Origin of the sequence: Candidatus Symbiopectobacterium sp. (assembly GCF_020054415.1) — a bacterium.
In the GTDB taxonomy this organism is placed as follows: Bacteria; Pseudomonadota; Gammaproteobacteria; order Enterobacterales; family Enterobacteriaceae; genus Symbiopectobacterium.
The window spans coordinates 1-13529 of sequence record NZ_JAHWCO010000561.1; the positions used below are offsets into that span (position 1 = coordinate 1).

Annotated in this window: 8 protein-coding genes and 1 pseudogene; 8 read left to right on the plus strand and 1 reads right to left on the minus strand. The window is 54.8% G+C overall.

The window, feature by feature from the left end; translation table 11 throughout:
- The 8 genes and pseudogenes from QZ506_RS16425 to recD all read left to right on the plus strand — a co-directional run.
- Positions 1 to 84 (plus strand): annotated as a pseudogene (locus tag QZ506_RS16425) (lipoprotein); the annotation flags it as partial.
- 177 nt (positions 85 to 261) lie between these two features.
- The gene (locus QZ506_RS16430) at positions 262 to 489 is read left to right on the plus strand and encodes a hypothetical protein (RefSeq protein WP_291972534.1); all 228 of its coding nucleotides are present in this window, start codon (positions 262 to 264) and stop codon (positions 487 to 489) included.
- Complete coding sequence (locus QZ506_RS16435) at positions 486 to 938, plus strand: YgdB family protein (protein ID WP_291972536.1); 453 nt, start codon at positions 486 to 488, stop codon at positions 936 to 938. Before QZ506_RS16430 ends, QZ506_RS16435 begins: the two co-directional genes overlap by 4 nt.
- The gene (locus QZ506_RS16440) at positions 928 to 1347 is read left to right on the plus strand and encodes a prepilin-type N-terminal cleavage/methylation domain-containing protein (RefSeq protein ID WP_291972538.1); all 420 of its coding nucleotides are present in this window, start codon (positions 928 to 930) and stop codon (positions 1345 to 1347) included. The genes QZ506_RS16435 and QZ506_RS16440 overlap by 11 nt, the downstream gene beginning before the upstream one ends.
- Before the next feature lie 33 nt (positions 1348 to 1380).
- On the plus strand, positions 1381 to 4767 hold the full coding sequence (recC, locus tag QZ506_RS16445; protein WP_291972540.1) for an exodeoxyribonuclease V subunit gamma: 3387 nt from the start codon (positions 1381 to 1383) through the stop codon (positions 4765 to 4767).
- A 62-nt stretch (positions 4768 to 4829) separates the two neighbouring features.
- The gene (gene ptrA, locus QZ506_RS16450; protein ID WP_291972542.1) at positions 4830 to 7811 is read left to right on the plus strand and encodes a pitrilysin; all 2982 of its coding nucleotides are present in this window, start codon (positions 4830 to 4832) and stop codon (positions 7809 to 7811) included.
- Between the two features lie 12 nt (positions 7812 to 7823).
- On the plus strand, positions 7824 to 11429 hold the full coding sequence (recB, locus tag QZ506_RS16455; protein ID WP_291972544.1) for an exodeoxyribonuclease V subunit beta: 3606 nt from the start codon (positions 7824 to 7826) through the stop codon (positions 11427 to 11429).
- Positions 11426 to 13279 (plus strand): exodeoxyribonuclease V subunit alpha, encoded by a 1854-nt coding sequence (gene recD / locus QZ506_RS16460; protein WP_291972546.1) that lies wholly within the window; start codon positions 11426 to 11428, stop codon positions 13277 to 13279. The genes recB and recD overlap by 4 nt, the downstream gene beginning before the upstream one ends.
- A 3-nt stretch (positions 13280 to 13282) precedes the next feature.
- On the opposite strand, the gene QZ506_RS16465 is transcribed toward recD, so the two are convergent.
- A complete protein-coding gene (locus tag QZ506_RS16465; RefSeq protein WP_291972548.1) occupies positions 13283 to 13417 on the minus strand; it encodes a hypothetical protein in 135 nt (44 codons plus the stop codon).
- Positions 13418 to 13529: the final 112 nt, after the last annotated feature.

The window sequence follows — 13529 nt, forward strand, 5'->3', positions numbered from 1 at the left end:
CAGGTGGGTGAAGCCATGGCCATGGTCAAAGCGCTTAACCGGATCACGCTATTAGGAATGCCGAACAGTATTCGCATCACGTAACAATCGACCAGTATGGGGCGCAGTCGTTACAAGTTCTGATTTATTCAACAAAGCCACGGCAATGTTGTAACCTTAGGGCAATTCCCCGGTGAAGCGGAGAACAGTTGCGCTATCGTCACCTATGATTTTAACCGACGCGGAGGTGTGCCGCAGAACCGGGAAACGTTTGGATACCGGTTGCGCACGGGTGCGTGGGAAACGCAAGTCGGCGTCGCTGATTGTAGAGGCAGTGGATGGGAGCGGCGGCTTGATCCGCAGGAAGTGACGGTAACGCGATTTGAAGTGATCGCATGGCGTAATGTGACCGGACTGACGCTCTATGAAGTACACCTGGCGGGACGCTGGTTTCGTCGCCCTGATATTGCGCGTCATACGGTGCTCTGGATTGCAGGGCGTAATGCATGAAACGTTGTTGCCAGCAGGGCAACAGTGCACTCTTGATGGTGATGTTGCTGTCAGCCGTGGTGCTGCTGTTAATGACGGGGATGCAACGGCAGTTGGACAGCGCTCTCTATGTTACCCATGATGAACGCCGCTATTGGCAAACGCTGACGTTGGCCGAATCATCGCTACAATGGGGCATTGGGCAGGTATGGCTTATGGGAAGTCGTAGCGGTGAACAATGCCTCAACTCTGTAACAGAAGGGCTGCGAGTCTGTTTACGACAAGTGCCTGGTGAATACTATATGTTGCTGCGCGGTGAGGGGCATCTTTCCGGCTCTTCATCGGTGATGGTGCTCTATCAGCGCGTGGTACCCATTGAGCCTGACGGTGATACCAGCCCGTTGAAGCCCATCGCGGGGTGCTGGTTGGATTTTTGCACCGAAAGGCAGGAGGCCATTTGTGGCGGATAGCCTGAGAATCCCTTCTGGAGGATGTCGACAACGACAACAAGGGGGTGGGTTGGTGGAAACCGCCATCGCCGCGCTGTTTTTTGCCATATCGGTGTTAGGATTACTGCAATATCATCAGCGGTTGCAGCAAGCCTTTGTACATCAATGGCAGCAACGGCAAGCATGGCATCTGGCATATCAGCAGCTTGCCATTTATGCTGCTGGTCGAGGAGGGGAGGCATCGGCGTTGCTTGAACGCGACCTTTCTCCAGGATGGCAGTTACATTTGACGGAGCAGTTCCAGACGGCAGCGTGTTTGCGAGTCTCCTCGACGGTGGCAACGTCACAGCATTATCAGGCATGCTTGTACCGTTGGTTTTGTTTTACTGATACGAATAGGCGAACCGTGCCTGAGGGCAATTTACGGTAAGCGGGATTTGCGGGCACCGAAACGGGAATCATCATGTTCAGGGTTTATCACTCAAATCAGTTAGATATTTTGAAAACGCTGATGGTGACGCTGATAGCGCGCCAACCGTTACAGGATCCTTTTCAGCCTGAAACGATCCTGGTTCAAAGCCCTAGTATGGCGCAATGGTTACAGATCGAACTTGCTACTCACTTTGGTATTGCTGCCAATCTGCATTTTCCTTTGCCCGGCGTTTTTCTGTGGGACATGTGTCGGCGCGTGTTGCCGGATATCCCGGCGGAAAACACCTTCAGCAAGGAAGCGATGACCTGGAAGTTAATGCATATTCTGCCTCAGCAGCAGGATAACCCATCATTCTCGCCGTTGAGCCACTACTTGCAAGACGACGCCGATAAACGCAAGCGGCATCAACTGGCAGGGCGGGTTGCGGATCTGTTCGATCAATACCTGATTTATCGGCCTGAGTGGATCAAACAGTGGCAAGCCGGTGCGCTGGTGGAAGGATTGGGGGATGCGCAGGTGTGGCAAGCCGAACTGTGGAGTGCGCTTTTGCAATACAGCGCGCAACTTGAACAGAAAGAGTGGCACTACGCTCGTCTTTATCAGCGCTTTATCGAGTCGTTGGAGCAGGCCACTACTTGTCCACAAGGGTTACCGCCGCGCGTGTTTATCTGCGGTATTTCAGCGCTACCGTCGGTATATTTGCACGCGCTGCGTGCATTGGCAAAGCATATTGATGTGCATCTGCTGTTTACTAACCCATGCCGGAATTACTGGAGTGATATTCAGGATCGCCATTTCTTGGCGAAGCTGAAAAGTCGTCAGCGTCGCTTGCACAGCAACAGCGCGGAGGAGCAATACCGTCCGCTGTTTCGCGATCCCGCCAATATCGATGGGTTATTCAACGATGAGGGGGAACAGCGCATTGTCAATCCGCTGCTGGCAAGCTGGGGAAAACTGGGGCGTGACCATCTCTATCAGTTGGCGCAGATCGACGAGGTCGATGATATTGAAGCCTTTGTCGAGCTTGATGGTACAACGCTATTGCAACAAGTGCAGCGCGATATTCTGGAGCTTGAAGACGGCAGCGTGATTGCCGATAGCGCACAAGCGCAGGCCAGCAGTGAGCGCAAGCGCTTGCTTACGCCGCAGGATGCTTCTCTCACCTTTCACGCCTGCCACAGTCCGCAGCGTGAGGTTGAAGTATTGCACGACCAACTGCTGGCGATGATGGCGGAGGATGAAACACTCACGCCGCGTGATGTTATTGTTATGATGGCGGACATTGATAGTTATACGCCTTTCATTCAGGCGGTGTTTGGTAATGCGCCGACAGCTCGCTATTTGCCTTTTGCTATTTCTGACCAGCGAGCCCGCCACGCTCATCCGATTCTGCCAGCGTTTCTCAGCTTGCTGGAATTTCCACACAGTCGTTTTACCGCCGAGCATGTGCTTTCACTGCTTGAAGTCCCGGCGCTTTCTTCCCGTTTTGGTATCGATGAAGAAGGGCTTCGCCGTTTGCGGCTGTGGGTGATGGAATCTGGCGTGCGCTGGGGGCTTGATGATGACAACGTGCGCGATCTTGATTTGCCGGTTACCGGCCAGCACACCTGGCGCTTTGGCCTGACACGCATGCTGTTGGGCTATGCGATGAACAGCTGCGCGGGTGCTTGGCAGGGCGTGTTGCCCTACGATGAATCGAGTGGGTTGATTGCCCAACTGGTGGGGCAACTGGCGGAGTTGTTGGCGCAACTCACTCAATGGCGTCAGCGTTTACGGGTAGCGCGCACGCCAGCAGAATGGTTACCGTTATGTCGGCAATTGTTGGACGATCTCTTCATTGCGGATAGCGACAGCGATGCTGCGCTGTCACTGATTGAGCAGCAGTGGCAGGCGATGCTGGGAGCGGCAGTCGCCAATGCGTTTGAGGAAACGATCCCGGTGGCGCTGCTGCATGACGATTTGGCCCAGCGTTTGGATCGGGAAAAACTGAGCCAGCGCTTTCTCGCCGGTGCCGTTAACTTCTGTACGCTGATGCCCATGCGTTCGATTCCCTTCAAAGTGGTCTGCCTGCTAGGGATGAACGACGGTGTTTATCCGCGCACGCTGCCTCGGTTGGGGTTTGACCTGATGGCACAGAAGGAACAGCGCGGTGACCGCAGCCGTCGTGATGATGACCGCTATTTGTTTCTGGAAGCGCTGATCTCGGCGCAACAGCGGCTCTATATCAGTTACATCGGTCGTGCCATTCAGGACAATACGCAGCGTTATCCCTCCGTGTTGGTGAGCGAACTGATGGAGTATTTGGCGCAAAGCTACCATTTGCTAGGGGATGAGGCGCAAGATCTGGATACCAGCGCTGCACACGTATGTGCGCATCTGTGCCGCGAACATACCCGTATGCCGTTTGACAAGGATAACTTCCTTGAGCACGCGCAACCGTGCAGCTTCGCCAGTGAATGGCTGGCCGCCGCTGGGCGCTCCGGATTGCCGCAGCCGCTGTTTGATACGCCACTGGAGCCTATCACTTACCCCGATATTACGCTGGATGCGTTGAAACGTTTTTATCGTCACCCTGTCAAAACCTTTTTCCAAGCGCGTTTGGGCGTGAACTTTGTCGTTCTGAACGATGAACTGCTCGATGAGGAGCCATTCGCTTTGGATAACCTCAGTCGCTATCAGTTGAACGCGCAATTACTGAATGCGCTGATTGCGCAAGAGGATGCCGATGAACTATTACAGCGCGCCCGCGCGGCGGGCGAGCTGCCCTATGGCGCTTTCGGTGAGTTGTATTGGCAAAAACAGCGCCAGGAGATGCAAGCGCTGGCTGACAGCGTCGGCGCGGAGCGTGATGCGACGGGAATGACCAGCCTGGAAGTGGACATGATGCTAGACGGTGTACGTCTGAGTGGCTGGGTGATGCAGGTACAGCGTGATGGCCTGTTGCGCTGGCGACCGGCGCGCTTAGGGATGAAAGATGGCGTGGCCCTGTGGTTGGATCATCTGGCGTACTGCTTAGTGGGCGGTACGGGAGAGAGCCGCATGTATGGCCGTGAAGAGACGGTCTGGCGCTTTGCGGCGGTTTCTGTGGAGGAGGCACAACGCCAGATGGCGCATCTGATTGAAGGATATCAACAAGGCATGAACACTCCACTATTATTACTGCATCAGAGCGGCGGGGCCTGGCTACAAGCGTGCTACGATGCATCAAGCTGCACACTGAACGATGCACCTGATGTGGTTCAGAAGGCGTTGAACAAGCTACAGCAAAGCTGGGAGGGCAACATGATGTCGCCCGGTGAAGGCGATGATTTCTATTTGCACCGTATCGCGCCGGAACTGGATGAAGCCCGCATTGAGGCGATTGTTACAGCGGCAAAAACTTGGCTGTTGCCGATCCTGCGCGCCAATCAGGCATAAGCGAACGGATGTAATGGCAGTGAATCAAGAACGGCGAGATTGACGTGAGAGAAAGGACGGTAATGAAGAGAGAATGGCGTAAACAGTTTGCCTGTTGTATCTGCATGATGATGTTGCTGCTGAGTGGTGTGTCCGCAGCGTGGGCGCAAACAGCAGGGTGGCGTCCTTTGGAACAGGTTATTCGCAAGGGAGAAAACGATCCGCGTAATTATCAGGCGATCACGTTGGATAACGGCATGACGGTATTGCTGGTGTCCGATCCTCAGGCAACTCGTTCGTTAGCATCGCTGGCGCTGCCTATCGGTTCACTCGACGATCCCAACAGCCAATTGGGATTGGCCCACTATCTGGAACACATGGTTCTGATGGGTTCCAAACGCTATCCGCAGGCGGATGCGTTAGCTGAATTCCTTAAAAAACACGGTGGTAGCCACAATGCTAGTACTGCGCCGTACCGTACTGCCTATTACCTAGAGGTCGAAAATGCGGCATTACATCCCGCGCTTGATCGCCTGGCGGATTCCATTGCTGAGCCGTTGCTCGATCCGATAAATGCCGATCGCGAACGCAATGCTGTCAATGCTGAATTAACCATGGCGCGCTCGCGCGATGGGCACCGCATGGTACAGGTGGGTGCAGAAACCTTAAATCCGGCGCATCCGGCATCACGTTTTTCTGGTGGGAATCTGGAAACGCTTAAGGACAAACCTGGCAGCAAGTTACATGACGAACTGTTGGCGTTCTATCAGCGTTACTACTCGGCGAACTTGATGAAAGGCGTGATTTACAGCAATCAACCCTTGCCGGAATTGGCGAAAATGGCGGTAGAGACCTTCGGGCGCATCGCCAACCGTCAGGCTAAGGTGCCTGTTATCGCTGCGCCGTCAGTGACGGACGATCAGCGCGGTATCATGATTCATTACGTGCCGGCGCAGTCGCGCAAGCAATTGCGTATCGAGTTTCGCGGCGATGTCATGGAACAGACCGATCCTACCAGTCAGGCATTCCGCAGCCAAACCAATACCTATATCAGCTATTTGATTGGCAATCGCAGCCAAAATACGTTGTCGGACTGGTTGCAAAAGCAAGGGTTGATAGAGTCTTTGGGCGCAGGTGCTGACCCTGTTCTCGATCGTAACGGTGGCCTGTTCACTATCTCTGTCACTCTGACCGATAAAGGCCTTGAGCAGTATGACGTGGTGGTGGCTGCCATTTTCCATTATCTGCAATTGTTGCAGCAGGAAGGCATCCAGCAGCGCTATTTTGATGAAATCTCCCGCGTGATGGCGCTCGATTTCCGCTATCAGTCAGTTAAGCGCGACATGGGCTATATCGAATGGCTGGTGGATACCATGATGCGCGTGCCAGTGGAACATACGCTGGATGCCGCCTATCTGGCCGATCGCTTTAATCACGATGCGATTAAGCAACGTTTGGCCAGCATGACGCCGGAGCGTGCGCGTATCTGGCTGATAAGCCCTGATGCGCCTCACAACAAGGAGGCTTATTTTGTTAATGCGCCGTATCAGGTGGACAAAATAGCCCCGGCGCAGTTTACCCGCTGGCAAACGCTGGGCGAAAAAATTGCGCTCTCGTTGCCGACGCAAAATCCGTATATCCCGACGGATTTCTCGCTGATCAAGCGTTGCGAAGCGCAGAAATACCCGAAAATGGTGTTACAGCAGCCGGGTCTGCGTGTGCTCTATATGCCGAGTCGCTATTTTGCCGATGAACCGAAAGCAAACGTCACGGTGTTGTTGCGTAACCCGTTGGCGCAGGATTCGGCGCGCCATCAGGTGATGTTCCAGCTTAATGGCTATCTGGCGGGCTTAGCGCTGGATGAGTTGAGCTATCAAGCTTCGATAGGGGGGATCAGCTTCTCTACCCGTGGGAATGATGGGCTCACCATCAACGCCAATGGCTATACGCAGCATTTGCCTAAGCTCATGTTGGCGCTGGTCGAAGGGTACGCAAGCTATACGGCGACGCCTGCACAGTTGGAGCAGGTCAAATCCTGGTATATCCAGCAGCTGGACGCCGCTGAAAATGCCAAAGCGTATGAGCAGGCACTGGAGCCTATTCAGGCGATCTCTTCTCTGCCTTATACCGAGCGAGAAGAGCGGCGCGCTCTGCTTAAAGATATTTCGCTGGACGATGTCATGGCCTTCCGTGATGCGTTGTTGCGTGATGCCGCACCGGAAATGCTGGCAGTCGGTAACCTCACCGAAGGTCAGGTGACGAAACTGGCGCAGGATATCAAAGCGCATCTGGCCTGTTCAGGACAAATCTGGTGGCTTTCCCCGAGTGTGGAAGTCGCGCGTACCCAGCTTGCCAACCTGCAACGTGCGGGGAGCAGCACCGATTCTGCGTTAGCTGCGGTGTATATACCCACCGGTTACGGTGAGGTGCAGGGCATGGCGTACAGTTCGCTGCTCAATCAGATCATTCAGCCCTGGTTCTATAACCAACTGAGAACGGAAGAGCAGCTCGGCTATGCGGTGTTCTCCTTCCCGACCATTGTTGACCGCCAGTTCGGTATAGGATTCTTGCTGCAAAGCAACAGCCAACAGCCTGCTTACCTGTATCAGCGTTATCTGGATTTCTTCCAGAAAGCCAAGCCGCGCCTGCGTACCATCAAAGCCGATGAGTTTGAACAGTACAAGCAGGCGTTGATTACCGAACTGAGTCAGCGTCCACAAACGATGAACGAAGAGGTTGGCCGGTTTCGTAACGATCTCGATCGTGAAAACTTTGCCTTCAATACTCGTGAAAAACTGATTGAGGCGCTTAAACCGCTGACGGTTGACCAACTTGCACGCTTCTTCGAACAGGCTCTGGCCCCACAGGGGCTGGCGGTGTTGTCGCAAATCTCGGGCAGCCACCACGGTAAGGCTGACTACGCTGCGCCGAAAGGTTGGACGCTTTATCCCAATGCTTCAACGCTGCAACAGACATTGCCAGTCAAACAACGGGTGATTGATAAACCGCGTAGCGGTGTGTTGTCTGCCGAAAAAGTCTCGGTGGTTGAGAAAAAACGTGGTTGAGAAGGTTGCTCCATGATTCAGGATACGCCGCATACGCTTGATGTGCTCACGCTCCCCCTGTTTGGGGAGCGACTGATAGAAGCGTCTGCCGGTACGGGTAAAACCTATACGCTGGCGGGGCTCTATCTGCGCCTGTTATTGGGGCTGGGCGGAGAGGCGGCGTATCCTAACCCTCTGTTGGTGGAAGAGATCTTGGTGGTGACCTTTACGGAGGCGGCCACAGAGGAACTGCGCGATCGTATTCGCGCCAACATTCATGCATTGCGTCTTGCTTGCCTGTGTGGCAAAAGTGATGATGCGCTTTTTTCGGCGTTGCTGGCGCTACTGCCTGATAAGCCGTCGGCAGCACAACTGTTGCTCGATGCTGAGCGACAAATGGATGAAGCCGCCATCTACACTATCCATGGCTTTTGTCAGCGTATGCTGGGAAGCCATGCCGTTGAGTCCGGTTCGCTGTTTGATCAAGAGCTGATCGAAGATGAACAGCTTCTTACCCGGCAGGCCTGCGCCGATTTCTGGCGGCGTTACTGTTATCCCTTGCCGTTCGATGTAGTCAGCGTTATTTGTCAACTCTGGAGTGGGCCGGATGCGTTACAGCGCGAACTTACCCCCTATTTACAGGGCGAAGCACCGCAACTGCATAACTCACCCGCACCAGATGAGACGTTGTTACAGCGTCATCAGCAGATTTTGGCGCGCATTGATGATATCAAGCAGCAGTGGCGGCAGGTGGCAGCACAGGTGGAGAAGTGCATTCTCGAATCGGATGTAGACAAGCGCAGCTACAGTAACCGTTATCTACCGTGCTGGGTAGAAAGCGTTAGCTTTTGGGCAGAAGCGCAAACCACCGACTATGTCTTGCCAAAAGCGCTGGAGCGGTTCGCACAATCTACGTTGAACGAGAAAACCAAAAAGGGTGCGCCCCCTGTGCTTCCGGTATTTTCGGCGATTGAAACGCTGCTTTCCACGCCGTTGTCGCTACGCGATATTGTTATCGATCGGGCGTTGCATGATATTCGCGCAACGGTGCGTAGCGAAAAATTGCGCCGCGCAGCCTTGGGATTTGACGACCTGCTGAGCCGTCTGGATGAGGCGCTGCGCCAGCCGCTGGGTGAGCAACTGGCAGCCGCGATACGTCAGCGCCATCCTGTGGCGATGATCGATGAGTTCCAGGATACCGACCCGCAGCAGTATCGTATTTTCCGCGCCATCTATAGTGAACAGCCCGACAGCGGCATGTTGCTGATCGGCGATCCGAAACAAGCTATCTACGCGTTTCGCGGTGCGGATATTTTCACTTATATGCGGGCGCGCGCCGATGTTAAGGCACACTACACGTTGGAAACCAACTGGCGTTCTTCCCATGAGATGGTCAGCGGTGTGAACCGCCTGTTTCAATGCGTCGATAATCCATTTATTTTTTCGGCGATCCCTTTTCTGCCAGTTAAGCCTGCACCGAATAAACAGGGGCTGCGTTTTGAGCTGGACGGTGTGTTGCAGCCCGCACTGCAATTTTCTCTGTCGGGTTCTGTGGTATTGGGGACGGGGGAGTATCAGCAACTGATGGCACAGCAGTGCGCCATGCAAATTCGCGACTGGTTGCGAGCAGGTCAACGCCGTACTGCCTGGCTGTATAATGGTCGCGAGCGTTCTCCTGTGCAGGCATCGGATATTTGTGTTTTGGTACGCAGCCGCCATGAAGCCGCATTGGTGCGCGATGCGCTGCGCAGTCTTGCCATTCCTTCCGTTTATCTCTCCAACCGTGACAGCGTATTTACCACCCCAGAGGCACGTGATGTGCTGTGGTTGTTACAAGCCGTTCTGGCACCAGAACAGGAACGCACGTTGCGCAGCGCACTGGCGACCGCATTACTGGGATTCAGCGCACAGCAGATTGATGCGCTAAACCGGAGTGAGGCAGATTGGGATGCGCAGGTCGATACCTTTGCAGAGTTTCGTGATCTTTGGTTACGACGGGGCGTACTCCCTATGCTGCGCTCGCTCATGTCGCATTATCGTTTGGCGGAAAATCTACTGGCTAGCCGTGAGGGTGAACGCCGGTTAACCGATTTCTTGCACTTGGGCGAGCTGCTGCAACACGCCGGGGCCACGCTCGAAAGCGAGAATGCGCTGGTGCGCTGGTTGTCGCAGCAGATTTTGCAGCCCAATCCACAGGCTGACAACCAGCAACTGCGGTTAGAGAGCGATCGTAATCTGGTGCAAATTGTCACCATCCATAAATCCAAAGGGCTGGAATATCCGCTGGTTTGGTTGCCGTTTATTTGTCACTTTCGCCCTCAGCCTGATGGCATTTATCATGACAGGCGTACCTATCAGGCACTGCTCGACGTCAATAGTGGGGAAGAAAGCCAGCAGTTGGCTGAGGAAGAGCGACTGGCGGAAGATTTACGGCTGTTGTACGTGGCGCTGACGCGGTCTATTTACCACTGTAGCGTGGGGGTGGCACCGCTACAGCGCACCCGACGCAAAAGTGAAACGACTGACATGCACCTCAATGCGCTCGGCTATTTGCTGCAACGCTGCAAGGAGGCGGATGCGGATACCCTGGTTGCTGCACTGCATGCCTTGGAGGGCGATGGCGTGGCGATAAGCGCTGTGCGTGAATGGGATGGCATTCCCTGGCAAGATAACGTGGACAAGCCAGCAATACTGCGCGCCAGTGAATGTAAGCGCCTGCTTACTAATAATTGGCGAGTGACCAGCTATTCGGTTTTACAACAGCATGGCGCTCAACAACATCCTCTACAACTGAGTGGGGCAATGGCGCAAGAGCTGTTTCCCCGACTGGACGTTGATGCTGCGTTGGACCCGCGCAACCTTGTCCCTGAAGAGAGTGAGCAAGCGCTCACCCCGCATACCTTCCCCAAAGGTGCAGGGCCGGGAACCTTTTTGCATAGTATGTTTGAGACATTGGATTTTACCCAACCCGTCAGCGTTGAATGGCTGGAAGAGCAGTTGATAGCGCATGGCATGGCAAGTGGGTGGGCACCTACTTTGCAGGTGTGGTTTTCGGCTCTACTGCATGCGCCGCTGAATGCGGATATGACCGCTTCTGACGCCCCATTGACGCTGGCAAGCGTACCCACACAGCAGCGAATTGCCGAGCTGGCTTTTTATCTACCAATAGATGTCCCGCTACAGGCGACCGCGCTGGATGCTCTGGCAAAACGTTACGATCCGCTGTCAGCGAATTGCCCGCCACTCTCCTTTCAGCAGGTGCAGGGGATGTTAAAAGGCTTTATCGATCTGGTTTTTTGCTGGCAGGGACGCTATTACCTGCTGGATTATAAGTCGAACTGGCTGGGAGAAAGCGCAAGTGCTTACACGCAGCCAGCCATGCAAGCGGCAATGACGGCGCATCGCTATGATTTGCAGTATCAGCTTTATACGCTGGCTCTGCATCGCTATCTGCGCCATCGGGTTCCAGATTATGATTACGACCGCCACATTGGTGGCGCTATCTACCTGTTTTTGCGCGGTGTCGATTCGGCTTTCCCCTCGAATGGTATTTTCACCCAGCGTCTGCCGCGAGCCTTTGTAGAGCACCTCGATCGTTTGTTCAGCGGTGAAGTGGCACTGTCAGGAGAACGTCTATGATGGAGTTGCTGGCGACGGCGATGGTACGCCAACTGCTGCGTCCGCTGGATGTACAGTTCGCGCGTATGCTGACCGATGGACAGCCCGCACCGGTGCAACTGGCTACGGCGTTGGTAAGCGCGGCGGCGGGTGCGGGCAACGTCTGTTTACCGTTGACGGAATTGCATCCTGATTTCCTGTTTGATGGTCGCGATCGTGCACTGGCGCACGCGCTGTGGGATCTCGCAGGGCTACCGGACAGCGCGGCGTGGCAGCAAGGCCTGCTGGCTTCACCCGCCGTGGGCAATGGCAGTGAGACAACGCCGCTGGTGTTGCAGCACCAACGGCTTTATTTGCAACGCAATTGGCTGAATGAAGCACAGGCAGCGGCCTTTTTTGCCGGAAATCATGTCGTCGATATTCACACTGATCCCCTTGCCGTTCGTCGCGTGTTAGACCGATTGTTTTCACCGCTTGATGCCGAGGTAGATTGGCAAAAAGTGGCTGCCGCCGTAGCGCTGACGCGTCGTGTCTCGGTGATTTCCGGCGGGCCGGGCACGGGAAAAACCACGACGGTAGCCAAACTGCTAGCCGCCATGCTGTTGCTGCATAAAGGGGACAAACCGTTGCGCATTCAACTGGCAGCCCCGACGGGAAAAGCAGCCGCGCGTTTGACGGAATCGCTGCGCAGTGCGTTAAGCAAACTGCCGCTGGAAGAGGCGCAGCAGCGTCATTTGCCGCGGGAAGCGGCCACGCTGCACCGCCTGTTGGGCGCCGTGCCTGACAGTCAACGCTTGCGTTATCACCAGGGCAATCCGCTCCATCTCGATGTACTGGTGGTGGATGAAGCCTCGATGGTGGATCTGCCGATGATGGCCAATCTGGTATCGGCACTGCCAGCTACGGCACAGGTGATTTTCCTGGGCGATCGCGATCAACTGGCCTCCGTTGAGGCAGGGGCGGTATTGGACGATATTTGTCGCTTTGCCGCTCGAGGCTATAGCGCTCAGCGGGTTGAGGAACTCGAACTACTGACGGGCTACCGGTTGGTAGCGTCATCTGACGTGAGTACTGCGGTGGCAGACAGTTTGTGCCTGCTGCAAAAGAGCTACCGATTCGATCAGCACTCTGGCATTGGCATCGTGGCGCGAGCAGTAAACAGTGGTGAGGAACGTCAGGTTCGACAGGTGTTGCAGGATGAACATGACGATCTGCACTGCCTGCCGTTGGCGCTGGAAGAGGATTACCAGCAGATGTTGGCGCAGTGTGTGGCGGGGTATAGCGACTATTTACAGGCGGTAGCACAGGGGCAGGATGCTTCACATGTGCTGGCGGCATTTAACCGTTTTCGTTTATTGTGCGCGCTGCGTGACGGCCCGTTTGGCGTCGCCGGTTTGAATGTACGTATTGAGCAGGCGCTGCAACAAGCCGGGTTGATTCATCGCAGCCGTAATCCGACGAATCCTTGGTACTCCGGCCGACCGGTAATGATTGCACGTAATGATACGTTGCTTGGCGTGTTTAACGGCGACATCGGGATCGCCATGTCAAATGAGACGGGCGAACTGCGCGTTTACTTCCAACTGCCCGATGGGCAGATGAAACCGGTCAGCCCGAGTCGCTTGCCGCCGCATGAAACAGCCTACGCCATGACGGTGCATAAATCTCAAGGATCGGAGTTCGATCATACTGCACTGGTGTTGCCGAACGCCTTTCTGCCAGTGTTGACGCGCGAGTTGGTGTACACCGCGGTTACGCGCGCGCGTACGCAACTGTCACTCTACGCGGAGATCAGCATCTTGTGTCGCGCGGTGAGAACGCCAACGCGTCGCTTCAGCGGGCTAGAAACACGTATCCTCTCCGGTGGCTGATCGTTAAAAATCCAGCTCTACCGGAATTGGCGGGCTATGAAGCATCAGCTTTCCCTGCTTGGTTATGCGAAACGTGGCGGAATAACGCGTTTTGGTACTGCCAGCGATCAGGGGCTTTGTTGAATAATAGGTAATCATGCTGTTTTTCCATGCCAGTTTTGGTTGAAAATGCTTGTCATCTCAGGTGTACACTTTTCTCATGAGGCCTAACTGCATGATTTTACGTTGCGACGATCCGTCGTTTCACTGG